Source organism: Blastococcus sp. CT_GayMR16 (assembly GCF_004570875.1).
GTDB lineage: Bacteria > Actinomycetota > Actinomycetes > Mycobacteriales > Geodermatophilaceae > Blastococcus_B.
On sequence record NZ_SPQK01000003.1, the window covers coordinates 204,996 to 231,986 of the forward strand.

Annotated in this window: 26 protein-coding genes and 1 riboswitch; of the genes, 9 read left to right on the forward strand and 17 right to left on the reverse strand. The window is 73.8% G+C overall.

Annotated elements, in window-relative coordinates; translation table 11 throughout:
- Positions 1-64 precede the first annotated feature (64 nt).
- Entirely contained in the window at positions 65-622 is a 558-nt protein-coding gene (gene sigE, locus E4P38_RS05775) for an RNA polymerase sigma factor SigE (protein WP_135130814.1), read from the reverse strand.
- Positions 623-846: 224 nt separating this feature from the next.
- On the opposite strand from sigE, the gene E4P38_RS05780 reads away from it, so the two are divergent.
- Positions 847-1,506, forward strand: coding sequence for a class I SAM-dependent methyltransferase (locus E4P38_RS05780; RefSeq protein ID WP_135130815.1), 660 nt, complete (start codon positions 847-849; stop codon positions 1,504-1,506).
- A gap of 4 nt (positions 1,507-1,510) precedes the next feature.
- Here E4P38_RS05780 and glgC read toward each other — a convergent pair whose 3' ends face one another.
- A complete protein-coding gene (gene glgC, locus E4P38_RS05785; protein WP_135130816.1) occupies positions 1,511-2,731 on the reverse strand; it encodes a glucose-1-phosphate adenylyltransferase in 1,221 nt (406 codons plus the stop codon).
- A 73-nt stretch (positions 2,732-2,804) separates the two neighbouring features.
- Here glgC and glgA point away from each other — a divergent pair, with 73 nt between their 5' ends.
- The 4 genes from glgA to E4P38_RS05805 all read left to right on the forward strand — a co-directional run bounded on the left by glgA (position 2,805) and on the right by E4P38_RS05805 (position 7,048).
- Positions 2,805-3,977 carry a glycogen synthase gene (gene glgA / locus E4P38_RS05790; RefSeq protein WP_135130817.1) on the forward strand — a complete coding sequence of 391 codons (1,173 nt, stop codon included), beginning with the start codon at positions 2,805-2,807 and terminating at the stop codon, positions 3,975-3,977.
- An 18-nt stretch (positions 3,978-3,995) separates the two neighbouring features.
- Positions 3,996-4,144, forward strand: a riboswitch (cobalamin riboswitch).
- An 89-nt stretch (positions 4,145-4,233) separates the two neighbouring features.
- Positions 4,234-5,175: an ABC transporter substrate-binding protein gene (locus E4P38_RS05795; protein ID WP_245160821.1), complete on the forward strand. Its 942-nt coding sequence runs from the start codon at positions 4,234-4,236 to the stop codon at positions 5,173-5,175.
- A gap of 11 nt (positions 5,176-5,186) precedes the next feature.
- The gene (locus E4P38_RS05800) at positions 5,187-6,272 is read left to right on the forward strand and encodes an iron ABC transporter permease (RefSeq protein WP_135130819.1); all 1,086 of its coding nucleotides are present in this window, start codon (positions 5,187-5,189) and stop codon (positions 6,270-6,272) included.
- Positions 6,269-7,048, forward strand: a complete 780-nt coding sequence (locus E4P38_RS05805; protein ID WP_135130820.1) for an ABC transporter ATP-binding protein — start codon at positions 6,269-6,271, stop codon at positions 7,046-7,048. Before E4P38_RS05800 ends, E4P38_RS05805 begins: the two co-directional genes overlap by 4 nt.
- A 109-nt stretch (positions 7,049-7,157) precedes the next feature.
- On the opposite strand, the gene E4P38_RS05810 is transcribed toward E4P38_RS05805, so the two are convergent.
- Positions 7,158-8,003 (reverse strand): biotin-dependent carboxyltransferase family protein, encoded by an 846-nt coding sequence (locus E4P38_RS05810; RefSeq protein WP_135130821.1) that lies wholly within the window; start codon positions 8,001-8,003, stop codon positions 7,158-7,160.
- Positions 8,003-8,698, reverse strand: a complete 696-nt coding sequence (locus E4P38_RS05815; protein WP_135130822.1) for an allophanate hydrolase subunit 1 — start codon at positions 8,696-8,698, stop codon at positions 8,003-8,005. Before E4P38_RS05815 ends, E4P38_RS05810 begins: the two co-directional genes overlap by 1 nt.
- Positions 8,699-8,703: 5 nt before the next feature.
- On the opposite strand from E4P38_RS05815, the gene E4P38_RS05820 reads away from it, so the two are divergent.
- On the forward strand, positions 8,704-9,432 hold the full coding sequence (locus tag E4P38_RS05820) for a GAF domain-containing protein (protein ID WP_245160822.1): 729 nt from the start codon (positions 8,704-8,706) through the stop codon (positions 9,430-9,432).
- Positions 9,433-9,436: 4 nt separating this feature from the next.
- Here the strand turns inward: E4P38_RS05820 and E4P38_RS05825 are convergent, their stop codons facing one another.
- On the reverse strand, positions 9,437-10,213 hold the full coding sequence (locus E4P38_RS05825) for a 5-oxoprolinase subunit PxpA (protein ID WP_245160823.1): 777 nt from the start codon (positions 10,211-10,213) through the stop codon (positions 9,437-9,439).
- A 157-nt stretch (positions 10,214-10,370) separates the two neighbouring features.
- Between E4P38_RS05825 and E4P38_RS05830 the strand changes: the two genes are divergently transcribed.
- A complete protein-coding gene (locus E4P38_RS05830) occupies positions 10,371-12,050 on the forward strand; it encodes a SpoIIE family protein phosphatase (protein WP_245160824.1) in 1,680 nt (559 codons plus the stop codon).
- Between the two features lie 15 nt (positions 12,051-12,065).
- Here the strand turns inward: E4P38_RS05830 and E4P38_RS05835 are convergent, their stop codons facing one another.
- Together E4P38_RS05835 and E4P38_RS05840 are read right to left on the reverse strand one after the other, a co-directional pair.
- Positions 12,066-12,740, reverse strand: coding sequence for a DUF6766 family protein (locus E4P38_RS05835; protein ID WP_135130932.1), 675 nt, complete (start codon positions 12,738-12,740; stop codon positions 12,066-12,068).
- Positions 12,741-12,834: 94 nt separating this feature from the next.
- On the reverse strand, positions 12,835-13,236 hold the full coding sequence (locus tag E4P38_RS05840; protein ID WP_135130825.1) for a hypothetical protein: 402 nt from the start codon (positions 13,234-13,236) through the stop codon (positions 12,835-12,837).
- 126 nt (positions 13,237-13,362) lie between these two features.
- Between E4P38_RS05840 and E4P38_RS05845 the strand changes: the two genes are divergently transcribed.
- Positions 13,363-13,872, forward strand: coding sequence for a DinB family protein (locus E4P38_RS05845; RefSeq protein ID WP_135130826.1), 510 nt, complete (start codon positions 13,363-13,365; stop codon positions 13,870-13,872).
- Positions 13,873-13,879: 7 nt separating this feature from the next.
- On the opposite strand, the gene E4P38_RS05850 is transcribed toward E4P38_RS05845, so the two are convergent.
- From E4P38_RS05850 to dapE, 9 genes are all read right to left on the reverse strand, one after another.
- Positions 13,880-15,379 carry a leucyl aminopeptidase gene (locus E4P38_RS05850; RefSeq protein WP_245160825.1) on the reverse strand — a complete coding sequence of 500 codons (1,500 nt, stop codon included), beginning with the start codon at positions 15,377-15,379 and terminating at the stop codon, positions 13,880-13,882.
- 107 nt (positions 15,380-15,486) lie between these two features.
- Positions 15,487-15,654: a DUF3117 domain-containing protein gene (locus E4P38_RS05855; RefSeq protein ID WP_012947303.1), complete on the reverse strand. Its 168-nt coding sequence runs from the start codon at positions 15,652-15,654 to the stop codon at positions 15,487-15,489.
- Positions 15,655-15,766: 112 nt separating this feature from the next.
- Entirely contained in the window at positions 15,767-16,342 is a 576-nt protein-coding gene (locus tag E4P38_RS05860) for a DNA-3-methyladenine glycosylase I (protein WP_209308954.1), read from the reverse strand.
- A 36-nt stretch (positions 16,343-16,378) separates the two neighbouring features.
- Positions 16,379-20,776, reverse strand: a complete 4,398-nt coding sequence (locus tag E4P38_RS05865) for a fibronectin type III domain-containing protein (protein ID WP_135130829.1) — start codon at positions 20,774-20,776, stop codon at positions 16,379-16,381.
- Between the two features lie 148 nt (positions 20,777-20,924).
- Complete coding sequence (locus tag E4P38_RS05870) at positions 20,925-21,830, reverse strand: EamA family transporter (RefSeq protein WP_135130830.1); 906 nt, start codon at positions 21,828-21,830, stop codon at positions 20,925-20,927.
- A 64-nt stretch (positions 21,831-21,894) separates the two neighbouring features.
- The gene (locus tag E4P38_RS05875) at positions 21,895-22,350 is read right to left on the reverse strand and encodes an SRPBCC family protein (protein ID WP_135130831.1); all 456 of its coding nucleotides are present in this window, start codon (positions 22,348-22,350) and stop codon (positions 21,895-21,897) included.
- Entirely contained in the window at positions 22,343-22,747 is a 405-nt protein-coding gene (locus tag E4P38_RS05880; RefSeq protein ID WP_135130832.1) for a DivIVA domain-containing protein, read from the reverse strand. The genes E4P38_RS05875 and E4P38_RS05880 overlap by 8 nt, the downstream gene beginning before the upstream one ends.
- Positions 22,747-23,574 carry a TIGR00730 family Rossman fold protein gene (locus E4P38_RS05885; protein ID WP_135130833.1) on the reverse strand — a complete coding sequence of 276 codons (828 nt, stop codon included), beginning with the start codon at positions 23,572-23,574 and terminating at the stop codon, positions 22,747-22,749. The genes E4P38_RS05880 and E4P38_RS05885 overlap by 1 nt, the downstream gene beginning before the upstream one ends.
- 13 nt (positions 23,575-23,587) lie before the next feature.
- Positions 23,588-24,706: a succinyl-diaminopimelate desuccinylase gene (dapE, locus tag E4P38_RS05890; protein ID WP_135130834.1), complete on the reverse strand. Its 1,119-nt coding sequence runs from the start codon at positions 24,704-24,706 to the stop codon at positions 23,588-23,590.
- 71 nt (positions 24,707-24,777) lie between these two features.
- Here dapE and dapD point away from each other — a divergent pair, with 71 nt between their 5' ends.
- Entirely contained in the window at positions 24,778-25,755 is a 978-nt protein-coding gene (dapD, locus tag E4P38_RS05895; RefSeq protein WP_135130835.1) for a 2,3,4,5-tetrahydropyridine-2,6-dicarboxylate N-succinyltransferase, read from the forward strand.
- A gap of 115 nt (positions 25,756-25,870) precedes the next feature.
- On the opposite strand, the gene E4P38_RS05900 is transcribed toward dapD, so the two are convergent.
- Positions 25,871-26,977, reverse strand: coding sequence for an alpha/beta hydrolase (locus E4P38_RS05900; protein ID WP_135130836.1), 1,107 nt, complete (start codon positions 26,975-26,977; stop codon positions 25,871-25,873).
- Positions 26,978-26,991 lie beyond the last annotated feature (14 nt).

Consider the following 26,991-nt stretch of genomic DNA (forward strand, 5'->3'; position numbering starts at 1 on the left):
TCGCTGGCGCTCGTCGGGCGCGTTCGCAGAGCTGCTCCGTCACTGCGTGAGCTCGCAAGCTCGCTCACGAGATCACCGGCGCCCGGGGAGCGAGGTGGGCCAGGGCCTGCCGCAGCTGCACCCGGCCGCGGTGGATACGGCTGCGCACCGTGCCGAGCTTGATGCCGAGGGTCGCCGAAATCTCCTCGTAGGTCAGACCCTCGATGTCGCAGAGGACGACGGCGACGCGGAACTCCGGGGAGAGCGCGTCGAGCGCGGCCTGGATCTGCGGGTCGAGGTGGGTGTCGGCGTAGACCTGCTCGGGGCTGGGGGCCGTGCCGGGCAGCCGCTCGGTGTCCTCGGGCAGCGCGTCGAAGCGGATCCGCTGGCGCCTGCGGACCATGTCGAGGAACAGGTTCGTGGTGATCCGGTGCAGCCAGCCCTCGAAGGTGCCGGGCGAGAAGTCGGCCAGCGAGCGGAACACCCGGACGAACGTCTCCTGGGTGAGGTCCTCGGCGTCCTGCGCGTTGCCGGACAGGCGGTAGGCCAGCCGGTACACGCGAGCGGAGTGGTCGCGCACGACCTGCTCCCAGGACGGCGCCACCCAGCCCTCGACCTCGGGGCGTGCGGCGGGATCGGACACGCCACCAGGATCGCAGACGGGGGCGGCCGAAACCTCCCCGGCGTCAGCGGGGCGGGCAGACGCGTCTCGCTTCAGGCGCACGCACTGGTCAACGGACGGCGACCGGGCCCGTGTTCCCGCGTGGGCCGCTTCGCAGGAAACTCTCAGGTTCCGGCGACGGCGCGCGATCCTGCGGCCGCCGCCGGCCGTCCGTAGGGCACTGCCACCACTACCCTCGGCCGGTGATGAGCGCCGTGGGATCGCCGCCGGGAGGGGGCACAGCCGAGGGCGCCGCGTACGCCGACCGGTTCGCCGTCGAGACGCCGGAGATGGCGGCCGCCCGGGAGCGCGCGGTCCACCTGCCCGGCCCCCCGCCGGTCGAGCCTGCGGTCGGCGCGACGCTCGCGGTGCTGGCCAGCAGCGTCGACGCACGGTCGGTGGTGTCGATCGGCAGCGGCGGCGGGCTGGCCGGTCTGTGGCTGATGCGCGGGATGCGCGCCGACGGCGTCCTCACGGCTCTGGACGGCGACCCCGAGCAGCTGCGCGCCACCCGCGCGGCCTTCGCCGAGGCCGGCATCCCCGCCGGCCGTGCCCGGATGATCTTCGGGACCCCCGCCGAGGTGCTTCCCCGGCTGTCGTCCGCCGCCTACGACATGGTCGTGTGCGCCGGGCCACCCCGCGAGTACTCGGAACATCTCGCCGCCCTGCTCGGCCTCGTCCGGGTCGGCGGCACGCTCACCTGTCACGGCCTGCTCGAGGGCAGCCGCGTCGCCGACCGCACCGCGCGCGATCCGCACACGGTCGCCTGGCGGGAGATCACGCGCACGATCCGCGAGGACGAGACGCTGCTGTCCGCCGTCCTCCCCATCGGCAACGGACTCCTGGTCGCGACCAAGCGCGGCTGAGCGTTCAGATGAGCGCGCGGGCGGACTTGCCGAGCACGGTCACGCCGCCCTCGCTCACGTGGTACCGCTGCTTGTCGGCCGCGATGTCGACGCCGAGGCGCGCCCACGGGGGGACGACGACGTTCTTGTCGAGGATCGCCCGGCGGACGTACGCGCCCTCACCGATGTGGACGCCGTCCATCAGCACGCTGTCCTCGACCCGGGCGCCGCGCTCGACGCGGACCCCGGGTGAGACGACGCAGTTGTGCACCGAGCCGCCACCGATGATCGCGCCGGCACTGACCATCGACTCCTCCGCGCGCCCGCCGAGCACGAACTTCGCCGGGGGCAGCTGCGGCGGGAGCGTGAAGATCGGCCATCGCTCGTTGTAGAGGTTGAAGACCGGGGTGACCGACACGAGGTCCATGTGCGCGTCGAAGTAGGCGTCGATCGTCCCGACGTCACGCCAGTAGCCGTGGTCACGCTCCGTCGCGCCCGGGACGATGTTGGTGGAGAAGTCGTAGACCCACGCCTCCCCCGCGTCGGCGAGCATCGGCATGATCGAGCCGCCCATGTCGTGCACCGACGACTCGTCCTCGGCGTCGGTGCGCAGCGCCTCGAGCAGGGCGTCGGTGGTGAACACGTAGTTGCCCATGGAGGCGAAGCTCTCCTCCGGGGAGTCCGGCAAACCTGGTGGCTCCGCTGGTTTTTCCAAGAACCCGCGCACCTTGCCCTCGGCGTCGGCGTCGATGACCCCGAACTCGGTCGCCTCGCGCCGCGGCACGCGGAGCCCGGCGATCGTGACGCCCGCGCCGGTCTGCAGGTGCTGGTCGACCATCTGCCCGACGTCCATGCGGTAGACGTGGTCGGCACCGAAGACGACCACGATCTCCGGCCGCTCGTCGTAGATCAGGTTGAGGCTCTGGAAGATCGCGTCCGCGCTGCCGGTGTACCAGCGGGGGCCGAGCCGCTGCTGGGCCGGCACGGGGGTGATGTAGTTCCCCAGCAGCTGCGACATCCGCCAGGTCTGCGTGATGTGCCGGTCCAGGCTGTGGCTCTTGTACTGCGTCAGGACGGCGATCTGCCGGATCTCGGCGTTGACGAGGTTCGACAGCACGAAGTCGATGAGCCGGTAGTTGCCGCCGAACGGCACCGCCGGCTTGGCCCGGTCGTCGGTGAGGGGAGCAAGCCGCTTCCCCGCACCGCCGGCCAGGACGATGCCGAGAACCCGAGGACCGCCGCGCATGTCACGCAACGTAGCTGTTACGCAGGCGGTCCGCCCCACCTGAGCACCTGGTTCCGCCCCTAGGGTGACCGTCGTGCGTATCGGGATCGTGACGCGGGAGTGGCCACCGGACGTCTACGGCGGCGCGGGAGTTCACGTCGAGCACCTCGTGGCGGCTCTGCGGTCGCTCCCGGCGGGCCCGGAGATCGACGTGCACTGCTTCGGCGGGCCCCGGCCCGACGCGGTCGGCCATGCCGTCCCGGCGAACCTTCGGGGTGCCAACGGTGCACTGCAGGCGGTCGGCGTGGACGTCGAGATCGCCGCCGCCCTGGCCGACGTCGACCTCGTGCACTCCCACACCTGGTACGCCAACGCCGCCGGGCTGCTCGCCTCGCTGGTGCACGGCGTCCCGCACGTCGTCACGGCGCACTCCCTCGAGCCGCGCCGTCCGTGGAAGGCCGACCAGCTGGGCGGTGGGTACCGGCTGTCCTCCTGGGTCGAGCGGACGGCGTACCTGGCCGCGGACGCCGTGGTCGCGGTGAGCAACGGCATGCGCCTCGACGTCCTCGACGCCTATCCGGAACTGGACCCGGCCACGGTGCACGTCGTCGGCAACGGCGTCGACGCCGAGGCCTACCGGCCGATCGAGGACCCCGACGTGGTGCGCGGCCTCGGGGTGGACCCCGATCGCCCGTACGCGCTGTTCGTCGGCCGGATCACCCGGCAGAAGGGCGTCATGCACCTCCTGCGGGCCACCGAGAAGCTGCCGGAGGACGTCGGACTCGTGCTCTGCGCCGGCGCTCCCGACACCCCCGCCGAGCGGCAGCAGGTCGCCGACGCGGTCGAAGAGCTGCAGTCCCGGCGCAGCGGCGTCGTCTGGATCGAGGAGATGCTGCCGCGCGAGAAGCTGGTGCCGCTCATCACCGGGGCGACCGTCTTCGTCGTCCCCTCGGTCTACGAGCCGCTCGGCATCGTCAACCTCGAGGCCGCGGCCTGCGCGACGGCGGTCGTGGCCAGCGACGTGGGCGGCATCCCCGAGGTCGTCGACGACGGCCGCACCGGGCTGCTCGTCCACTACGACCCCGACGAGCCGGCGGCCTTCGAGGCGGGGCTCGCCGACCGGATCGCCGACCTGGTCGCCGACCCGGCGCGGGCCACCGCGATGGGGGCGGCCGGCCGGGAGCGGGTGCTCGCGGAGTTCGGCTGGCCGGCGATCGCCCAGCAGACCGTCGAGGTCTACTCCGCCGTCCTCGACGCCCGCGCCTGACCGGCCGTCCGGCTCCCCTGGTACTTTCCTCGCGCCGGCCCCCGGGGCCGGTGACGGAGCGGCAGCGAAGTCCGGTACGAATCCGGCGCTGTCCCGCAACTGTGACGGCCACCTTGTCTCGTCGGGCTGGTGGCCTGAGCCAGATCGCCTGCCCTGCGTCATGTCACCGACCCTCGCGGTAAGGGTTGCGCATGGAGTGGTGCCTTCTCGTACCAGCTCAGTGGGCGATGTCTGCCGCCTCTTTCTGGAGGCTCCCGTGCCCCGCTCCACCCGATCCCCGCGGCCACTCCTGGTCGCACTGCTGCTCGCGATCCTCATGGCCCTGACGGCCTGCGGCGGCTCGTCCTCCGGCGACACCGCCGACGCGGCGAGCTCGGACGACAGCGCATGGCCGGTCACCGTCACCGGCGACGACGGCGAGCTCACCATCGACGAGCAGCCCGAGACCATCGTCTCGATGTCCGCCACGGCGACCGAGATGCTCTTCGCCATCGGCGCCGACGACCAGGTCGAGGCCGTCGACAGCACCTCGAACTACCCCGAGGGCGTGCCGACCACCGACCTCTCCTCGTTCACCCCGAACGCCGAGGCCATCGCCGCGTACGGCCCGGACCTGGTCGTGCTCAGCGACGACCTGAACGGCATCGTCGACGCGCTCGACGCGCTCGAGGTGCCCACCCTGCTCCTGGGCGCCGCGCAGGACATCGACGACAGCTACACCCAGCTGGAGACCCTGGGCGATGCGACCGGCCACGCCGACGAGGCCACCGACGTCATCGCCGACATGCAGGACCGGATCAAGGCAGCCGTCGCCTCCGTGCCCCAGGACGTCGAGGGGATGCGCGTCTACCACGAGCTCGACCCGAGCTTCTACTCCGCGGCCAGCAGCACGTTCATCGGTGGCATCTACTCGCTCTTCGGCCTGGAGAACATCGCCGACGGTGCCGCCGACGCCGCCGGCGGCTACCCGCAGCTGTCCGCCGAGTACGTCGTCGGCCAGGCGCCGGACCTGATCGTGCTCGCCGACACCGTCTGCTGCGACCAGTCGGCGGAGGCGTTGACCCAGCGCCCGGCGTTCGACACGGTGCCCGCCGTCCAGGAGGGCCGGGTGCTCGCCGCGAACGACGACATCGCCTCCCGCTGGGGACCGCGGGTGGCCGACTTCACCGAGCAGCTCGCCGACGTGCTGCAGGGCTGAGGACACATCTCATGACGGCGACGGCGGGGCGCACCCGCTCCGATCCCGAACAGCAGACGCCTCGACGGCGCCGGCCCGGCCTGGTTCTCGCCGGGGCCGGGGTCGCGCTGGTCGCGGCGCTGCTGGCCGGTGTCTGGGTGGGTGCGCTCCCGCTGCCGCCGGCGGCCGTCGTCGTCACCCTGCTCGACCGGCTGCTGCAACCGTTCGGGGTGGACCTGTCCGGCGGCCTGACCGGCACGCAGGAAGCGGTCCTGCTGCAGCTCCGGCTGCCCCGGGTGGTGCTCGCCTCCCTGGTCGGCGCCGGGCTGGCCGTCTCCGGCGCGGCCTACCAGGGCGTCTTCCGCAACCCGCTGGCCGACCCCTACCTGCTCGGCGCGGCCGCCGGCGCGGGGCTCGGCGCAACGCTGGTCATCGCCTACTCCCCCGCCCAGTCACTGGGCCCGTTCGGCGTCGTGCCGCTGGCCGCCTTCGTCGGTGCCCTGGTCGGCGTCGGCTGCGCGCTCGCCCTGGGCACCGCCGCGGGCGGCTCGCACAGCGCGACGCTGCTGCTGGCCGGCGTCGCGGTCGCCGCGTTCCTGGCCGCCGCCCAGACGCTGGTCCAGCAGCAGAACACCGAGGACCTCCGCGAGGTCTACGGCTGGCTGCTCGGCCAGCTCGGCCGCGCGCAGTGGTCCGACGTCCTGCTCGTGCTGCCCTACCTCGTCCCCGCCTGCCTCGTGCTGCTGTTCTGCGGCCGCGCCCTGGACGTGCTCGCCGTGGGGGATGACGAGGCGAGCGCGCTGGGCGTCCATCCCGGCCGGCTGCGGCTGCTGGTCATCCTCGCCGCCTCCATGGCCACCGCGGCGGCCGTGGCGGTCAGCGGCCTCATCGGCTTCGTGGGCCTCGTGGTCCCGCACATCGCCCGCCGGCTGGTCGGCGGCTCGCACGCCCGGATCCTGCCGGTCTCGCTGCTGGTGGGCGGCGGCTTCCTGGTGCTCGCCGACCTGATCGCCCGCGTCGTCCTGGCCCCCGCGGAGCTCCCGATCGGTGTGGTGACCGCGTTCGTCGGGGCTCCCTTCTTCGCCGGGCTGCTGTGGGTGGGGGCGCGCCGCCGATGAGCGAGGCAGGAGCGCTGGTCGAGGTCGTCGGGCTGTCGGCGGGCTACGGCCGCACCCGGGTGCTGGAGTCGATCCGGCTGACCGTGGAGCCCGGCGGCTGGCTGGCGATCATCGGCCCCAACGGCTCGGGGAAGTCGACGCTGCTGCGGTCGATCCTCGGGTTCCACCCGCACCAGGGACTCGTCCGGGTCGACGGGCTGCCGACGACCGGCATGGCCCGCCGCGACCGCGCCCGGTGCCTGGCCTACGCGCCCCAGACCCCCGTCCTCCCCGACGGCGTGACGACCCGCGACTACGTGGCGCTCGGCCGCACCCCCCACCGGCCACTGCTGGCGGCACCCCGCGGCGTGGACCGGCAGGTCGTCGCCGACGTCATGGAGCGCCTGGAACTGGACCGGCTGGCCGAGCGGCCCCTCGCCACGCTCTCCGGCGGCGAGCAGCAGCGGGCGGTGCTGGCGCGGGCCCTGGCCCAGCAGCCGCGCGTGCTGCTGCTCGACGAGCCGACGGCGTCCCTGGACCTCGGGCACGCCCAGCAGGTGCTCGACCTGGTCGACCGGCTCCGCCGCCAGGACGGGCTCACCGTGCTGAGCACGCTGCACGACCTCACGCTGGCCGGTCAGTACGCCGACCGGTTGGCGCTGCTGTCGGAGGGCCGGGTCGTCGCCGAGGGGCGGCCCGCCGAGGTGCTCACCCCGGCGGCGCTGCACACCCACTACGGCGCGCGGGCCGAGGTCGTCGTGGGCCCGAACGGCCCGGCCGTACTGCCGGTGCGGTGACGCTGCGATCCTCCGGACCGCGCCGCGGCCACGTGGCTACCCCGGCTGCGTCGAGCCACGACGTCGTCCCTGCGCGGACCCCTTCGGGGCCTACTCGGGACGACCGTGCTCAGGCGCGGAAGCGGACGACGTCGCCGGGCCGCAGTTGGGCGGCGGCCGGCAGGTCCGCCGTCGTCACGACGGCCAGGACCGGGTAGCCGCCGGTGACGGGGTGATCGGCCAGGAACAGCACCGGAGCGCCGTCGGACGGCACCTGCACTGCCCCCGGCACCAGCCCCTCGCTCGGCAGCTCGTCCGTGCGCGCCCGGGTCAGCTCAGGGCCGGCCAGCCGGAGCCCGACCCGGTTGCTGTCCGCGGTGACCGTCCACTCCTTCGTCGTCAGCGCCGTCCAGGCGGCCGGGTCCAGCCAGTCCCGGCGGGGTCCCGGCAGCACGTGCAGAACCGGCGCGGACGCCGGCGGCCGGACGGGTGCGACGTCGACGAACGGCTCCTCCGCGTGCAGGGTGCCGACCGGCAGCCGGTCGCCCGGTGCCAGCGGAGCAGGCCCGAGCCCGGACAGGGTGTCGGTGCTGCGTGAGCCGAGGACCGGAGGGACGTCGATGCCGCCCCGCACCGCGAGGTAGGTGCGCAGTCCCACCGGGGGCACGCCGACGGCCAGCTCCGCTCCGGGGCGCAGCGTGAAGGGCGCGCCGAACGGTGCGGCCCGTCCGTCCACGGTCACCGGCGCCGGGGCTCCCGTGACGGCGACGAGCACGGTCCGCCCGGCGCGGACGCGCAGGCCACCGGCCGTGACCTCGAGAACGGCCGCCGCCATTTCGTTGCCCACCAGCCGGTTCGCCAGGCCGGCCGCCGCGGCATCGGCCACGCCCGACCGGGGCACCCCGATGGCTGCGTAGCCGCCGCGCCCGACGTCCTGGACGGTGGCCAGCGGCCCGGTCGCGACGACGGTGAGCATCAGCCCACCTCCCGCAGGCGCACCGACGTGCCCGGTGCGAGCAGGGCCGGCGGGTCGCGGTCGACGTCGAACAGGACCGCCTCGGTCCGGCCGACGAGCTGCCAGCCGCCCGGCGAGGCCTGCGGGTACACGCCGGCGAACGGACCGGCCAGGGCCACCGACCCGGCCGGCACCCGGGTGCGCGGGGTCGCCCGTCGCGGGACGTGCAGGTCCTCGGGCAGGCCGCTGAGGTAGCTGAAGCCGGGCGCGAACCCGCCGAAGGCGACCGTGAACTCGACGGCGGTCAGTGCCGAGACGACGGCCGGGACGCTGCGGCCGGTCAGCTCGGCGACATCGGCGAGGTCGGCGCCGTCGAAGACCACCGGGAGGTCCACCGGGTCGCCGGCGCGTGCGGTCTCCGGTGTCTCCAGGGAGAGCCGCCGCAGCGACACGACGTCGAGGTCCGACGGCGCCCGGTCCAGGACGACGAGCACGGTGCGGGCGGCCGGCACGAGATCACGCTGACCCGGCAGCGGTGAGCGCGCCAACGCCGACCGGAGGGCGGCGACGGCGGGCAGGCCGGCCACCTCGACCAGGAGGGCGCGATCCCCGTACGGCAGCACCCGAAGCTCCCCTGCCGAGTCCCGCTCCACTCCCCCATGATCGGCGCCCGCCCGCCGTGTCGACCAGCGGGCCCCGGCGAGCGGCCGGATCATGAGGTGTGACCATCGCCGAGCGCTTCGGGGCAGAGCTGGAGGGGACCGCTGATCCCGACCTCGCGGGCCCCGAGTTGCTGCCCGTCCGGCTGGCCCGGGCGTGCGCCCGGACACTGGCCGTGGACGGCGCCGGGCTGAGCCTCGTCGACGCCTCGCAGCAGCGGATCCCGCTGGGCGCCAGCTCCGAGGTCGCCGAGGTCGCCGAACGGCTGCAGTTCACCGTCGGCGCCGGCCCGTGCATGACCGCACAGGAGACCCGGCAGCCGGTGTTCGCCGTCGAGGAGGACCTGCGGCGGCGCTGGCCGGTCTTCACCGAGCTGCTCGTCGGGGCCACCCCGTTCCGAGCCGTGGTCGCCCTGCCGCTGCAGCCCGCCCTGGCCGGTGCCGGCGCGATCGACCTCTACTTCCGCGACTCGGCCGACGTGCTCGACCTCGACGTGTTCGAGGCCCTGGCGGTGGGCGAGCTCGTGACGTCCCTGCTCAGTGAGGCCGCCGTCTGGTCGGAGTGGTCCCCGGCCCAGGGCCCCGAGTGGCTGCAGGGGCCGGCGCCCCAGCGGCGGGCCGCCGTGTGGGAGGCAATGGGCAAGCTCAGCGTCGATCTGGAAGTGAGCGCCGCGGAGGCGCTCACCCTGCTCCGGGCCCACGCCTACGGGGCCGGCCTCACGGTGGACGACGTCGCCGGGGAGCTGCTCGCCGGGCACCTGCGCGCGGCGGACCTGCAGACCCCCACCTGACCGGTCAGAGCACGAACGGCGCCGGCGTGAGACCCGCGGCCTCCAGTGCGGCCCGCACGGCCCGCGCCAGCTCGACCGCGCCCGGGGTGTCGCCGTGCACGCAGACCGACTCGACCTGCACCCGCACCACGGTGCCGTCCACCGCGACGACCTCGCCGTCCGCGGCCATCCGCACGGCCCGTTCGGCGACCGTGGCCGGGTCGTGCACCAGAGCGCCGGGCTCCCGGCGCGAGACGAGCGTGCCGGCCGGTGTGTAGCCGCGGTCGGCGAACCCCTCCCGGACCGTGCGCAGGCCCGCCGCCTCCGCCGTCCTCAGCAGCGCCGAACCGGGGAGCCCGAGGACCGGGAGCCGGTCGTCGAAGGCCGTGACCGCCCGCACCACGGCCGCGGCCTGCGCGTCGTGGTCCACGACCGCGTTGTAGAGCGCGCCGTGCGGCTTCACGTAGGCCATCCGGCTGCCGCTGGCGCGGGCGATCCCGTCAAGGGCGGCGAGCTGGTACAGGACGTCGTCGGTCAGCTCGCCCGGTTCGACGTCGATGAACCGGCGGCCGAACCCGGGCAGATCGCGGTAGGACACCTGGGCGCCGACGGTCACACCGGCAGCGGCCGCCCCCTCGCAGACCCGCCGCATGGTCGACGGGTCGCCCGCGTGGAACCCGCACGCCACGTTCGCGCTGGTCACGAGCCCGAGCAGGGCGTCGTCGTCCCCCAGCTGCCAGACGCCGAACCCCTCCCCGAGGTCGGCGTTGAGGTCGACGAGACGGGCCTCCGGAGTGGTCACCGGCGCAGTCTGGCACCGGTGCCGCGCGGCGGCCCGCGCCTGGGGTCGATGTGTGGTCATGGCGACATGTCGACAATCAGTGGTCGATTGTCCACTGTGCGTATGCAATCCTGTACGTACAGGATTCAGTTCGTCCGCCGAGGGAGGTGACGACCCCGTGCCCACCTCCGGGATCGCTGCTCCTGCCCTCCTGGAGGCGCTGCCCGACGTGATCCTCGTGGCCGACGCCGCGGGCAACGTCGTCTACGCCAATCCGGCCGTCCGGTCGCTGCTGGGCCACGAGCCCGCCGACCTCCGGGGTCGCTCGCTGGACGTGCTCATGCCTGAGCGGTTCCGTACGGCCCACAACCGCGGGTACTCACGGTTCCTGGCCACCGGGGTCGGCACGCTGGTCGGGGCGACGACGCAGGTCCCGGCCCTCCATGCGAACGGGTCCGAGGTCGCCGTCGAGCTCACCCTCTCCCGGCTCGACGGCGGACGTGAGGGAGCCCTGCCGGCCGGTGACGTCGAGGGCGCTCCCGCGGGTGGTGTCGTGGTCGCTGCCCTACGGGACGCGAGCACGACCATCCGCCTCGAGCGGCAGATCGAGGTCGCCCGCTACCTGACGGCCACTCTCCGGGTGACCGCCGCGCTCACCGAGGCGGCCGACGCCGACGTCGCGTTCGAGCAGCTCCTCCCCACCCTGTGCGCCGAGCTCGACTGGGACGCCGCCACGCTCTGGCAGCCGGAGGGCTGCGGCGGCCGACTCATCCATGCCGGGACATGGAGCGCTCCCGACGCCCCCGTGCCGGCGCTGGAGGCCGGCATCCGAGGTCGCGCGTTCAGCCGCGGCGAGGGCCTGCCGGGCCTCGCCTGGCAGCGGCGGGAACCGGTGGTCATCGAGGACCTCGGGAGCGACCCACGCTTCCTGCGCGGCGACGCCGCCCGGAGCGACGACCTGCGCACGGCCGTGGCCTTCCCGGTGCTGCGCGGCGACGACCTGCTGGCGGTCTGCGAGTTGTTCTCCCGCGAGCAGCGACCGGTGCCGCCCGAGTTGGTCGACGTGCTGGCCAGCGCGGGACGGCAGATCGGGCAGTTCCTGGCCCGGCTCCGCGCGGAGTCGGAGGTGCGGGGCCTGGCCGACACCCTGCAGCGCAGCCTTCTTCCCTCGCACCTGCCCGCCATTCCCGGGATCCAGCTCGCGGCGCGCTACCGGGCCGGCGCGGAGGGCGTCTTCGTCGGTGGCGACACCTACGACGTCATGCCGCTCCCGGACGGGCGGTGGATGGTGCTCATCGCCGACGTCTGCGGAACGGGCGCGGAGGCCGCCGCGATGACGGCCCTCACCCGTCACACGGCACGGGCCGCCTCGTCCACGGGCAACCCCGCCGAGGTGCTCTGCGCGGTGAACACCGCCCTGCTGCACGAGCAGGGTTCGGGGCCGCTGCGGTTCGTCACCGCGTGCTGCCTGGTGCTGCAGCCGGGGCCCGGCGGGACGACGGCCCGGGTGGCCCTGGCCGGCCATCCACCACCCCTGCGCCGGGACACCGCGGGGGCGGTCACCGAGGTCGGTCTCGTGGGGCGTCCCCTGGGGATCGACCCGGACGTCGTGTACGAGCAGGTCGACGTCGCACTTCCCCACGGCACGACCATGGTGCTGTACACCGACGGCGTCACCGAGGCCCGGGACGACGCCGGCGTCCAGTTCGGCGAGGCCGGGCTGATCGACGTCCTCCGGAGGACCGCGGCACTCCCGGCGGACGCGACGGTCGAGGCCGTCTCCGCGGCCGTGGAGCGGCAGGTCAGCGGATCGAGGTACGCCGCCGACGACCAGGCGGTGCTGGCCATCGGCTGCTGAGCCGGTGCGCCCGGATCAGCCCGTCTGACCCGTCACCGCGTGCGGCGCACCCACCGGCTTGGACTCCGGTGAGCCCCGCTGGCGGAGGTAGACGGTGAAGATCGCCATCGAGCCGACGGCGAGCATCTCCGACTGCCAGTTCTGCAGGGTCCGGTTCCAGAAGTCCGCGTGGCCGAGATAGCCCAGCCAGGTCACCGGGTCCTCGTGGCTGCCGAGCTGGTCGGAGTTGAAGGCCGCCCAGCCGGCCACCGAGGACGACGCCCAGGTCAGCAGGAACAGCGTGCCCATGAGCAGACCGAGGGAGCGGGAGAAGACGGCGGTCCGCCACCCGCCGGCCTTCACTGCCGGCGGGGAGTCCCGCTTCGCGTGGGCGCCGACGCGCTGCTTCTCGTCGGACTCGGTGCCGGCCTCCTCGAGCTTCTTCGACTCCGCGGAACCGCGCTGGATCAGCCACACGGTCGCGAAGATGTAGAGGAAGAACTGCAGGTACTCCGACTGCCAGTTCTCCATGACGTCGACCGCGAAGGACGACGACGTGAGGAAGCGACCGAGAGTGATCGGGTCCAGCCCGTCGGACACGCGCTGGTCGTTGAGGTCGGCGACGCCGGCGAACGCCTGGCCGACGAGGCTGAGCAGGAACAGCGCACCGAAGCCGAGGCTCAGGCTGTTCTCGCGGAGGAAGCGACGCACGCCGCTCACCGCCCCAGCCAGCCGAGCGTCGTGAAGTAGACGATGCCGAGGAACAGGACCACGAGGTAGAGCACGTAGACCGCGCGGACGCCCTTCACGAGCCCTCGACCTGGCACGTGTAGGGGAGGCCCGCGCCCTGCGACCGGCAGGCGGCCGCGGTGACCTTCCACCCGTCCGCCGTCCGGGTCAGGAAGACGGTGTCGTCGGTGAGGCGGGCCTGCGCCTCCTCACCCCACACCTCCACGGCGGTGACGTCGCCGCTGCCGACGGGAAGGTCGGCGATCGCGTCCTCGCAGGATGCACCCTCGCCCTCGACCAGCGCCTCGACGACATTGGCGGCGAGCAGCTGGCAGCGGGCCGCCGGGTCGTCCTCCGCACCGGCGAACGTCGCGGCCACGCTCTCCACCTCGTCGGCTCCCAGACTGCCGCAGCCGCTCACCAGCAACGCCGCGGCGCCGGTGAGGGCGACCGCCCAGCGTCTTTTCCGCGTGGCCATCTGGCAGCTCCTGTCGACGTGGATCCCGTCAGGCCTACCCGACGCGATCCCGCACGCAAACGATCTTCACCCGGTCGGGCTGCTCGGACGGTTGTCCGCCGCGTGCGGGACTGCCAGGGTCGCCGGGTGCGCATCGATCCGCCTGACTCAGGCCCCGAGCTCGACCAGCTGACCAGCTTCCTGGACCTGCAGCGGGCGACGGTGCTGTGGAAGACCGAGGGCCTCACCCGCGAGCAGCTGGCCCAGCCGCATCCGCCGTCGACGCTCACCCTCGGCGGGCTGCTCAATCACCTGGCCCTGGTCGAGGACTCGTGGTTCCGGGTGCGGTTCGTGGGGCTGCCGGACGACGAACTGTGGGCGGGCATCGACTGGGACGCCGACCCGGACTTCGAGTTCCGCACCGCGGCCGAGGTCGAGCCGGAGGAGCTGCGGCGCCGCTACGAGGAGGCGTGCGCCCGGAGCCGGGAGGTGGTGGCCGGGGCGGACAGCCTCGACCAGCTGTCGGTGGAGAGGCGGCGCACAGGGCAGCAGTTCGACCTGCGCTGGATGCTGCTGCACATGATCGAGGAGACCGCCCGGCACGCCGGGCACGCCGACCTCCTCCGGGAAGCCATCGACGGCGCGACCGGACAGTGACCCGTTCTCAGTCGAGCACGGACTCCGGCGGGTCGATCGGCGCCCCGGCCTCGAGCCAGCGCAGCAGTGTGCGCGCGCCGAACCCGGTGCCGCCCTTGACCAGCTCGGCGTCGTCGGAACCGGCGCGGGCCGGACCGGCGACGTCCAGGTGCGCCCACGGCAGGTTCCCGGCGAACGGCTGCAGGAAGAGCGCGGCCGTCGTCCCGCCCGGATTGCCCGGTGCGTTGTTGGCGTCGGCGACCGGGCTGTCCAGCAGGTCGCGGTGCTCCTCGAACAACGGCATCCGCCAGAGCGGCTCCCCGGCCCGGACGGCGGCGGTGCGCAGCGCGTCGGCCAGGCCGTCGGTGGTCGCGAACAGGCCCGCCGTCCTCGTGCCGAGCGCGACCTTCATCGCGCCGGTCAGCGTGGCGACGTCGACCAGCGCCGTCGCGCCGAGCTCGAGCCGGGCGTAGGCCAGCGCGTCGGCGAGCACCATGCGGCCCTCGGCGTCGGTGTTGAGCACCTCCGTCGTCCGTCCGCCCACGTGCCGGACGACGTCGGCGGGCCGGTAGGAGGAGCCGGACACCGCGTTCTCGGCGGCGGGCACCACCACGGTCACGGCGACCGGCAGCTGGAGCCGGGCGACGGCGTCGAGGGTGGCGAGCACCGCGGCTCCCCCGGCCATGTCGGTCTTCATCTCCCGCATGCCCGCATTGGGCTTGATCGAGATGCCGCCGGTGTCGAACGTGATGCCCTTCCCGACCAGCACCGGGTGCGCGGGGCCGGCCGACGGGTGCCGGTAGGCGGCGACGACGACGCGGGGCGGGGACGCCGACCCGCCGCCCACCGCGAGCACTCCGCCGAAGCCGCCGTCGCGCAGCTCGTCGGGGCCGAGCACGGTGACGCTGACGTGGGCCAGCCCCGAGAGCCGGTCGAGGGCCTGGTCGGCGAGCCAGGCCGGGTTCTTCACGTTGCTCGGGGTGTTGATCAGGTCGCGGGCCCAGGCGACGGCGGAGGCGGTGACCCGACCGGCGTCGGCGGCGGCGGTGACCGCGGCGTCCTGGGCGTCGGCCGCGACGACGGTCACGCTGACCAGGCGTGGGGGGTGCGGTGTGGACAGCTCACGGAAGCGGTATCCGGCCAGCAGCGCGGCCTCGACGGCGGCGCGCACCTCGTCGGCACCGGCGGGTGCCACCGGGCTGTCCAGCGCCAGCACCAGCCGCGTCGCGCCGAACTCGGCCAGCTGCTGACCCCGTCGCACGGCGGTGCCCACGTAGCCCCGCACGTCCGGCAGCGTCGCGTCCCCGATCCCCACGGCGACCACGCTGCGCGGGCGCCGTCCGGGGATGGGCACGTTGGTCACGGTGCCGGGCTTGCCCCGGTTGCCGGTGTCGGCCATCGCGCCGGCCAGCAGCTCGGGGCTCACCGGCGGCGCGGGGCCGTCGGTCAGCCAGCCGGGGAGCGTGCCACCGGCACCGACCGGGACGGCGAGGACGTCGTCGGCCCCCAGCACCGGGACGTCCGGCACGACCTCGACCCGCGGCAACGGCGCGGCCCCGGTCGCCGGCTGAGCGCCGGCGGCCGGGGCCGTGTCGTCGTGCGCGGGGCTGCCCGAAGGCAGGCTCGCGGGGGTGTTCAGCTGGTCGCGCCCTTCAGTGCCTCCGACAGCGCTGCCGCCTCGTCGGGCGAGAGCTCGACGACCAGGCGACCGCCTCCCTCGAGCGGTACGCGCATGACCAGGCCTCGCCCCTCCTTGGTGACCTCGAGGGGACCTTCACCCGTGCGCGGCTTCATGGCCGCCATGCGTGCCTCCTTCGCCGGCCGCACCACACCTGCCGGGGCAGGAAGGCGATGCGGCGTCCGTCGATGCTGTGCTCTGGGGCAATGATCCCGTATGACCGGCTCAGGGCCAACATCAGCCCCTTGCAGGCTCGGAACGTGCCTGTGCTCGGAAGCAGTCGGCGACGTGGTCGTCGACCATTCCGGTGGCCTGCATGAGCGCATAGGCCGTGGTCGGGCCGACGAAGGCGAAGCCACGCCGCTTGAGCTCCTTGGCCATCGCCACCGACTCCGGACTGGTCGCGGGGACGTCACCGAGCGTTGCCGGCCGCGCGCGGTCCTCCGACGGCGCGAAGCTCCACAACAGCGTCGAGAGGCCCTCGGGCAGCGCCTGCGCCGCCTGGGCATTGTTGACCGCGGCCGCGATCTTGGCCCGGTTGCGGACGATGCCGGCATCGGCCATCAGCCGCGCCTCGTCGTCGGGGGTGAAGGCCGCGACCGCGTCGATCGCGAACCCCGCGAACGCCGCCCGGAAGGCCGGCCGCTTGCGCAGGATCGTGATCCACGACAGCCCGGACTGGAACGCCTCCAGGCACAGCCGCTCGAAGAGGGCGTCGTCGCCGTGCAGCGGCGTCCCCCACTCCTCGTCGTGGTAGCGGACGTACTCGGGTGCGCTGTTCGCCCACGCGCACCGGGGCAGGTCGGGTTCCACGCCGGCGACGCTACCGCCGCCCACCGACACCGACCCTCAGCCCAGCGGGGAGCTCACGATGCCGCTGACCAGGTCCTTGACGTAGAGATCGCGCAGCCGGTTCGTGTCCGCAGAGACCAGCGCCTGCGACGTGGTGACGACGACCCGGTCACCGCTGAGGGCGATCAGCCGCCCGTACTCGGCGGAGGTGATCGATCCGATCGGCCCCGCGGTGGCTCGGCCGTCGGCGTCGGCGGTCACCAGGACCAGCGGCCCGACCGTGCCGCCCGCCAGGTCGCGGCGGTAGTGGTCGGTGTGGCCGTTCGTGTCGCCCGCGAGCTCGGCGGCACTGGTGGCGAAGAAGGCGTACCGCCCCGTGGGGTCGAGCTCCACCTGGTGCTCCCACACCGTCTGCTGGCCGTCGCCCAGGGCGAGCACGCCGCCGGTCGCGAGGTCCATGCGATAGGCCAGCCCGGTGCTCCCGTTGGCCGTGGGCGTGGCGGTGGTGATGCGGGCGGCCGTCACCAGCGCCACGTAGCGGCCGTCGTCGCTGATGTCGACGTCCCCGAGGTCGCGGAAGACGGCGAACTGCGTCGCGTTGCCGGCCACCGTCACCGAGGACACGACGACGAGGTCTCCGGCGCCGGCGCCGGAGAGGGTCTTCCGGTAGAGCAGCGCCGCGCCGCTGGCGGAGGCGGCCGGGAACAATGCGAACCGACCGTCCGGTGTCAGCGCCAGCGCGGGACCGGTCGCCGCGCCGCCGAGGTTCCCTCCGGCCGTCGTCGTGGACACCCGCGTGACCACCCCGGTGGAGATGCGCTTGGCGAACAGGTCGACGACGCCGTTCGTGTCGCCGGCGACGAGATCGGTGCGCGCGGAGTAGAAGAGGACGAGGTCGCCGTCGGCGGACATGACGACCGGCGGACTCGTCGCGTAGACCGACGAGCCGGTGTGCAGGACCGCCCCGGCGGTCGACCCGTTCACCGCACCGCCCGCGGGCACGCTGACGAGCGACCACGTGCCCGTCGCGGTGTCGCGCCGGTAGACGTCGGGAAGTCCGTTGGTGTCGCCGGCCACCAGCGACGCGGTCGTGGTCAGGACGATCGAGCTGCCGTCGGCGCTGATCACCGGCGCCGCGGTGTTCGTGGAGTCGGCGGCACCGGTCGCGCCGGCGGACAGCGGCGCGATGCGCGTGGCGGTCCCTGCGGTCCGGTCGAGGACGTACAGCTCGTAGGCCGTATTGGTGTCGGCAGGCACGAGCCGCGCCCGGGTCCCGACGACGACGTACCGGCCGTCGCTGCTGATCGTGAGCCCCCCGGCCTCTCCCGCGCCCAGAGCGGGCACGGCTGGCGAGACGGGGGTGATCGCGGCAGTGAGGGCCGACGGCGCCGAGACGCGACCGCCGGCGTCCACGGCGGCCACCATGAACCGGTAGGACGTCCCGTTCGTCAGCCCGCTGACCGCGGCCTGCGTGGTGGGTGCCGCCGCCGTGGCGAGCACCGTGCTGCCGTCGTCGGCGAGCACGCGGTAGCTGACGACGTCGGCATCGGCGGGCGCGGTCCAGCTGACCACGGCCCGGCGGTCCCCGGGCGATGCGGTGACACCCGTCGGCGGGGCGGGCGCGGCGTCCACCGGTGTCCCGGGCACCGGCGCCGACTCCGCCGACCGGTTGCCGGATGTGTCCACCGCGGCCAGCGTGTAGGTGTACGTGATCCCGTTCGTACGGCCGGTGTCGAGGTAGGTCGTCCCGGTCACGGTGACGATCTCCACGCCGTCCCGCAGCACCCGGTAGCTCGCGAGGTCGGGCTCGCCGTTCGCGTTCCAGGCCAGGCTCACCTGGCCTTCGCCCGGCGCGGCCGCGAGGCCGGAGGGCACCGCCGGCGGGGTGACGTCGGCCGGCGTCACCGTCGACGCGACCGACGCCGACGACCGGTTGCCGTGGGTGTCGACCGCCACGATCGCGTACGTGAAGGTCGTCCCGTCGGGCCGGCCGTTGTCCGAGTAGGTCGTGCCGGTAACGGTGGCGATCTCCACGCCGTCGCGCAGCACCCGATAGGTCGCCAGGTCCGGCTCGCTGTTCGCGGTCCAGGTGAGGTCGATCCTGCCGCTCCCTCGGATCCCGACCAGGCCGGTCGGTGCGGCCGGAGGGGTGAGGTCGGTGGGGGTCGCCGAGGCGGGCGACGACGCGGCGGAGCGGTTGCCGGCGTTGTCGACAGCGACGATCGCGTACGAGTACGACGTGTCGTTCGTCCGGCCGGCGTCGAGGTACGACGTGCCCGGGACGGTGGCGATCTCCACGCCGTCCCGGAGGACCCGGTAGCTCGCGAGGTCGGGCTCGGCGTTCGCCGTCCACGACAGGCTGACCTGTCCCTCGCCCCGCGTCGCCACGACCCCCGTCGGGGCGGCCGGGGCCGTTCCGTCGGCCGGAGTAGCCGTGGCCGGCCCCGACGCCGGGGACCGGTTGCCATGGCTGTCCACGGCGACCAGTCGGTAGGTGGAGGAGGTGCCGTTCGTCCGGCCGGTGTCGAGGTAGGAGGTGCCCGTGACCGCGACGATCTCCACGCCGTCGCGCAGCACCCGATAGGTCGCCAGGTCCGGCTCGGCGTTCGCCGTCCACGACAGGCTCACCTGCTGGTCACCGGAGCCGGCGGACAGCCCCGTCGGCGCGGCCGGCGCGGTCAGGTCCGTGGGCGTAGCGGTGACCGGCAGCGACGCCGCCGACCGGTTGCCGTGGGTGTCGACCGCGGCGAGCGTGTAGCTGTAGGTCGTGTCGTTGGTCAGACCCGTGTCGAGGTAGCTGGTGCCGCTCAGGCCGACGATCTCCACCCCGTTCCGCAGCACCCGGTACGTCGACAGGTCGGTCTCGACGTTCGCCGTCCACGACAGGCCGACCTGTCCGTCGCCGGGGGTGGCGACCACTCCGGTCGGCGTCGCCGGCGCGCCCAGGTCCGTGGGGGTGGCGGTGTCCGGGGAGGACGACACCGACCGGTTCCCGTGGGTGTCGACGGCCACGACCGTGTAGGTGTAGGCGGTGTCGTTGGCCAGCCCCACGTCGACGTGGCCGGTGCCGCCGGTCACGGTGGCGATCTCCACCAGGTTCCGGACCACGCGGTAGCTAGCCAGGTCCGGCTCGACGTTCGGGTTCCACGACAACGTCACCTGGCCGTCGCCCCGCGAGGCCACCAGCCCGGTCGGCGGATCGGGTGGCGTCAGGTCGGTCGGGGTCACGAGAACGGCGGCGGTCGGGGCGGACCGGTTGCCGTGGGAGTCGACGGCGACGAGCGTGTAGCTATAGGTCGTGTCGTTGGTCCGCCCGAGATCCATGTAGGTCGTGGCGGTGACGGTCGCGATCTGGACCCCGTCGCGCAGCACCGCATAGCCCGCCAGGTCGGGCTCGGCGTTCGGGTCCCAGGCCAGCCCGGCGCGCCCGTCGCCCCGCCCGCCGACGAACCCCGTCGGGGTCGCGGGGGCGGTCAGGTCGGTCGGCGTGGCCGATACGGCGGGCGAGGAGGTCGGTGACCGGTTGCCGTGGCCGTCGACCGCCGCGATCGAGTACGCGTAGGTGACGTCGTTGGTCCGGCCCGGGTCGACGTAGGACGTCCCGACGACCGTGGCGAACTCCACGCCGTCACGCAGCAGCCGGTAGGTCGCCAGGTCCACCTCGGGGTTGGCCGCCCACGTGAGGCTCACCTGCCCGTCGCCCCGGGTCGCGAGGAGGCCGGTGGGTGTCGCCGGCGCCGTCAGGTCGGTCGGTGTCGCGCTCACCAACGGGGTGGAGGACGACGACCAGTTACCGGAGGTGTCGTGCGTCTGGACGGCGTAGCCGTACGCGACGTCGTTGGTGACCGTCGTGTCGAGGTAGCCGCTCGTGCCCGAACCGTTGAGGAGGCCGGTGAGGGGAAGCCCGTCGCGCACTACCCGGTAGCCGTCCGCGTCGTAGTCGGCGGAGTTCGTGACCCAGGAGAGAGTGACCCGGCCGTCGCCCCTGACGGCGGCCACCCCGGTCGGCGACGCCGGGACCACGGAGTCCTTCGGCGTTCCGGTGACCGCCGAGCTCGGCGTCGTCCCCACGTAGGTGGTGCCGAGGAAGAACGTCACCGTGGTGACGGTGACGACGTAACCGCGGCCGTTGACCAGGCCGGTGACGGTGGCCGAGGTCCCGGTGGGGCTGGCGACGAGGGTGCCGTCGAGGAAGACGCGATAGCCGCTGATGAAGGTCTCGGCCGGTGCAGTCCAGGAGATGTTCAGTGCCCGGTCGATGGGCGCCGGGTTCACATTCGTCGGAGGGGCCGGGCTCGTCGTGCTGGCCAGCCGCAGCGGCGGCGCCGGCAGCGCCGCAGGCCCGCAGGTGGTGCCCGCCGCGAGCACCAGCACGAGCAACGCCAGGGCGCCGCTGACCACCGTGCGGGCGCGGGAGCGCCGGCGCCAGGGATCGGCGCCGTCCAGCAGGGTCACGAGTGCCTCCGGTCGCGCACCCGCGGTCGGCGGACGCATGCTGTTTCTCGGCACCGGAGTCGGCGGTCTTGAGCCAGAAACGACCCGCCACCCGCGGGAGTGACGACCCGAGACCGACAGCGCCGCGCTCCGCCGAGCCGCGGCCGACTCAGCGCGCGGCGGCGTCCAGGCTCTCGATGCTCGGCTCCGGCCGTGTCGGCCGGCCCTTGCGGGTGGCGAGCACACAGCCGGCGAGCACCAGCGGGAGGCCGACGGCGATGCCGAGGGTGAACGGCTCGTCGAGGAGCAGGACGCCGAGGAGCACCGCGACGGCCGGGTTCACGAAGGTGATGACCAGCGCGCGCTGCGGGCCCACCTCGCGGATGAGACTGAAGAAGAGCGCCAGGGCCAGCGCGGTGCAGACGACGCCGAGTCCGACCAGCGAGAGCCAGGCCGGGACGGACACGTCCGCGAGCTGGTCCAGGTCCCCCAGGGCGAACGGCGCGTAGACGACGGCGGTGACGAAGAGGGCGATCGAGCTGGCGGCCACGCCCGGCACGTCGGGCAGTGCCCGGGTGACGACGAGCGGGCCGGTCGCGTACCCGATCAGCACCAGCCCGATGGCCAGCAGGGGCAGGACCTGGGCCCCGTCGAGGTCCAACCCCAGGAGGACGCCGATACCGACGACGCCGATGGCCATGCCGAGGATGCGGATGGGTGTCAGCCGCTCCTCCTCCCCTGCCAGCCGCGCGGCGATCGCGGCGACGAAGGGGACACCCGCGACGAGCAGCCCGGTCAGGGAGCTGGACAGCGATCCCTCGGCGTAGGCGATGAGCAGCCAGGGGCCGGCCATCTCCAGCACCGTGAAGAGCAGCAGCGCGCGCCAGTGCCGCAGGGCCGGCCGCAGCTGACCCTTGGCGATCGTCCAGGGCAGCAGCAGGGCGGCGCCGATGACGCAGCGCGCAAACACCAGCATCACCGGCGACACCTCGTCGACCGCGATCTTGATGAGCAGGTACGGCACGCCCCAGATGACCGACATCGCCAGGAACAGGACCCACCCGCGCCGGCTCATGCCTGCTGCCCGTCGATTCGCACACGGGCATCCTCGCCCACGGTGCCGATCTGCTCCGAGCGGCCTACCCGGAACGTGCCGCGACCGCCGCGAAGCGCTTCAGGGAGCGGCGGATGCCGAACAGGGCGAACGGCCGGACGAGGAACCAGCCGAGCTCACCCAGGTAGCCGTAGGGGAGGTAGAGCCGTTCGGTCCAGACGAAGGTCGACCCCTCGCCGCGGGGCTCGATCTCGAAGATGCCCGGCCCGCGGATGAGCCGGCCGGTGTGCTGCACCTCGACCAGCCGGGGTGGCTCCCACTTCGTGATGATCATCGTGTCGAGGATGCCGACGTGCCGGCCGCCGGGCAGCGGCAGCCCGGTGCGGGCGGCCAGCCGGCCGTGCAGCCGCTGCGCGGAGTCCCCCACGGTCCGGACGTCGGTGGCGAGCATCCACTCGCCCTGCTTCTCCCAGGCGGTCAGGACGGCCCACACCCGCTCGGGCGCCGCGTCGACGTCGATCCGCTCGACCAGTTCAGGCACGGGGCTGCTCCTCTTCGTCGGGGGCCGGGTCCGCCTCGGCGGCTCCGTCGGCTGCGTGGGTGCCCTCGTCGTCCTTCTCCGGCACCTCCGCCGGCGGATGCGCGGCGCCCCGGGCGGTCAGGGCGGCGATCTCGCCGTCCCGCTCCTCGAGGACGAGCGCGAACTGGTCGAGCAGCCAGTCGACCTCGGTCATGCGGTACCCGCGGAACGCCGCGGAGATCCGCAGCGACCGCACGTCGTCGGCGGTGACCCGACGGTCGTCGGGCAGCTCCACCGGGGAGCGGTCGAGCTCCGCCGGGGGCTGCGTCTCGCCGCGGCCCATCAGCAGCGAGGCGCCCAGGAAGAGCAGCCCACCGACGACGAGGACACCGACGACGAATCCGACGAACCCGAGCATCAGGCCTCGAGCGGACCCTGCTGGTTGGGCACGTGCTGCATCCCGCCCCCACCGTCCCCGGCCCGCCGTGCGGCGTCGGCGGCCTGGATCACCGCCATCACCTCGCCGAGGTCGTCGGTGACGGTGATCAGGTCGAGGTCGGCGGCGTTGATCGTGCCGGTGTCGGCGAGGGTCGTGCGGATCCAGGCGAGCAGCCCCGCCCAGTACTCGGTGCCGAACAGGATGACCGGGAACCGGGTGACCTTGCGCGTCTGCACCAGGGTGAGGGCCTCGAAGAGCTCGTCGAGGGTGCCGAAACCGCCGGGCAGGATCACGAACGCCTGCGCGTACTTCACGAACATCGTCTTGCGCACGAAGAAGTAGCGGAACGCGATGCCGACGTCGACCCACTCGTTCAGGTCCTGCTCGAACGGCAGCTCGATGCCCAGGCCGACCGACAGGCCGCCGGCCTCGCTCGCTCCCCGGTTGGCGGCCTCCATCGCGCCGGGCCCGCCGCCGGTGATGACCGCGTATCCCGCCTGGGCCAGCGCGGCCCCGATCGCGACGCCGGCGGCGTAGTGCGGGTGGTCGCGGGGCGTCCGAGCGCTGCCGAAGACGCTGACCGCGCGCGGCAGCTCGGCCAGGAGACCGAAGCCCTCGACGAACTCGGACTGGATCCTCAGGACGCGCCACGGATCGGTGTGGACCCAGTCCGTGGGACCCCGGAGGTCGAGCAGCCGCTGGTCGGTGGTGGACCCCTGGTTCTGTGCGGGCTCGCCGCCGCGCAGCACCACCGGGCCGCGGTGCCGCGTCGGCCGGGGACGGCGGTCGGGTTGCTCGACGGTCATGCCTTGCTGCTGATCATGTAGGGCTCCTGGACAGGTAGGCGATCAGGGCGTCCTCGGCCGGCTGCAGCCGGTCGACGAGAACGTGTTCGTCGCGGGTGTGCGCGAGCTGCGGATCACCGGGGCCGTAGTTGACCGCGGGGATGCCGAAGGCGGCAAACCGCGCGACGTCGGTCCAGCCGAGCTTGGCCCGCGCCGGCTTGCCGACAGCTGCGATGAAGGCGGCCGCGGCGGGCTCGGACAGACCCGGCAGGGCCCCGCCCGCATTGTCGGTGACGGTGAGCGTGACCCCGGCCGCGAGGGCGTCGGCGAAGACCTCGCGGACGTGCGCCTCGGCGGCGTCCTCGTCCCGGTCGGGTGCGTAGCGGAAGTTGACCGTCAGCGACGCCTCGTCGGGGATCACATTGCCGGCGACGCCACCGGAGACCGCCACGGCGTTGAGCCCCTCGCGGTACAGGCAGCCGTCGATCTCGACCTCGCGCGGCTGGTAGGCGGCCAGCGCCGCCACGACCCGGCCCAGCGTGTGGATGGCGTTCTCACCGAGCCAGCCGCGGGCGCTGTGTGCGCGCCGGCCCTTCGCCGCCAGGACGGCGCGCAGGGTGCCCTGGCAGCCGGCCTCGATCTCGCCGTCCGTCGGCTCGAGCAGGAGCGCGAGGTCGCCGTAGAGCCAGCCGCGCCGCTCCCGCGCCACCTGGCCGAGACCGTTCTTGGCGTGCTCGACCTCCTCGTTGTCGTAGAAGACGAACGTGAGGTCGTGGGCCGGGGTCGCCCCGGGGACGCCGAACCGGCCGGCCAGCCGCAGCATCACCGCGTCGCCGGACTTCATGTCACTGGTGCCACATCCGTACAGCCGCTGTAAGCCGTCGACTTCGCGCAGGTCGGAGGGCACGTTGTCGGCGATCGGCACGGTGTCGAGGTGCCCGGCGAGGACGACGCGGGTGGGACGGTCCAGGTTGGTGCGGGCCAGGACGGAGTTGCCGACCCGCTCCACCTCCAGCCCCCCGAGCCCCCGCAGCGCCGTCTCGACGGCGTCGGCGAGGGCCGCCTCGTCGCCCGAGACCGACGGCGCGTCGACCAGCGCCCGGGTCAGCGCGAGGACGTCGGCGGAGAGGTCGAGTTCTGGAAGGTCACCCACGACCGCCGAGCCTAATCAAGGACCGGCGACCGGCCGACCAGGCGCGGGCCGGCGTCGGTAGCGTCCACACCGTGACTGACGCCGTCCCCGTCTCTGCTGTGGCCGCTGGTCTCGCGACCGTCACCCCCTCGGGGACGGTTCTCGACACCTGGTACCCCGAGCCGCGGCTCGGTGCGCCCGGGGGGGCCAAGCCCGGGACCACGCGACTCGGGGCACTCGAGCTCTCCGGCGAGCTCGGCCCCGATTACGGCGGCCTGGTCCGCCGCGACGAGGCCCGCGGGGTGGAGGTCATCGCCGTCCGGACGGTCATCCCCGACCTCTCCGCGCCGCCGGTCGACACCCACGACGTCTGGCTGCGCCTGCACCTGCTCTCGCACCGGCTGATCCGTCCCCACGGCGCGAACATGACCGGCGTCTTCGGCCTGCTGACCAATGTGGCCTGGACCAGCGCCGGCCCGGTCGAGGCGGCCGGCTTCAACGCCCACCGGCTACGGGCGGCGGTCGGTCACGTCACCGTCTTCGGCGTCGACAAGTTCCCGCGGATGGTCGACTACGTCATCCCCTCCGGCGTCCGCATCGCCGACGGCGACCGGGTGCGGCTGGGCGCCCACCTGGCCGAGGGGACGACGGTCATGCACGAGGGATTCGTCAACTACAACGCCGGCACCCTCGGGACGTCGATGGTCGAGGGCCGGATCAGCGCCGGCGTCGTCGTGGGGGCCGACAGCGACATCGGCGGCAGCGCCTCGATCATGGGCACCCTCTCCGGCGGCGGCACCCAGGTGATCTCGATCGGCGCCGGCTGCCTGCTCGGGGCGAACTCGGGGGTCGGCATCTCCCTCGGCGACGGGTGCGTCGTCGAGGCGGGCTGCTACGTCACCGCCGGATCCCGGGTCACGCTCCCCGACGGCTCGGTGCTGAAGGCCGCCGAGCTCTCCGGCCGCAACGGGCTGCTGTTCCGCCGCAACAGTGTCAGCGGCGCGCTGGAGGCCCTCCCCCGCGACGGCAACTGGGGCGCGCTGAACGCCGAGCTGCACGCGAATACATAGGTCGGCCTCCGGCCTCCACCGCGGCCAATTGCCGTCCCCCACCTGCTCTGAGCCCTACCGCGGGCTCATCGGGGACCCTTCGGGCCCCACTCCTCGCCGCGCCTCGCGGGGCGGGTCACGTGAGGTTGGTCGGGGCCTCTGCCGGGACGTCGAGGTGCTCGAGCAGGGCGACGGCGAACTCGTGCGGCCGCTCGACGTGCGGGGAGTGCCCGACGTCGGGCAGGACGACCTCGCGGTAGGCGCCACCCGTCGCGGCGTAGCGGTCCAGCACCGACCGGGTCTGGGTGACCATGGGCTGCGGCGGGAAGGCCTCGTCCCCCGGCCACCCCGGCATCGCGCCCACCGAGCCGAGGAAGGCCAGGTCGAACACCGAGGAGTCGGACACGATCTGGTCGGCGTCCCCCCGGATCCACAGCACCGGCGGCTTCTCGGGGAGGTCGATGATGCCCGAGACGTCGAAGACCGTCGGGGCCATCGTGTTCAGCACCCCGCGCGCCCCCGGGGCCACCCCGGGCCAGGCGTCGACGGACACGGCCTCGCCCGGGTAGTGGTCGGTGCCGGTGCGGGTGCTGTTCATGGCGGCGACGAACACGTCCTCCAGCTGCGGGTCCAGCGGCAGGGAGCCGGGGGCCACGTAGAACGCGCGCAGCACCGAGCGCGGGCTGAACGGGCTGTCGGCGGTCGTGTCCCCCGCGGCGATCGCCGCGACGAACTCGGGGTTGGCCGCGCCGCCACCGCAGCCGGTGCCGTCGGCGTGGACCGCGTGCCCGTCAGGACCCGCCGTGCCGCCGTACCCGTAGGGCGAGACCGGCGCGACGAGGGCGACGGAGGCCACCCGCTCCGGCGCGTCCAGCAGGTACTGGAGCACCACGCCGGCACCCATGCTCCAGCCGACCAGGTGCACCCGGGTGAGCTCGAGGGCGTCGACCAGCGCCGCGACGTCGTCCGCCCAGTCGCGGACACCCCGGGTGGCGTCGATCGGCAGGGGCTCGGTCTCCCCGTACCCCCGCAGGTCGACGGCGAGCACGCGGTGCCGGCCGGTGGCGCCGAGGTCCAGCAGCGACTGCTGCCAGAACAGCGACGAGCTGACGTTGCCGTGCACGAACAGCACGGCTTCGCCCGGCCCCGCCGGCTCGACCCCCTCGGGATGCAGCACCGCCTGCGTCAGCCGGCTCGTCGGGACCGTGGTGGCGGCGATGCCGGGCAGCAGGACGTCGTGCATGGATGCTCCTCAGG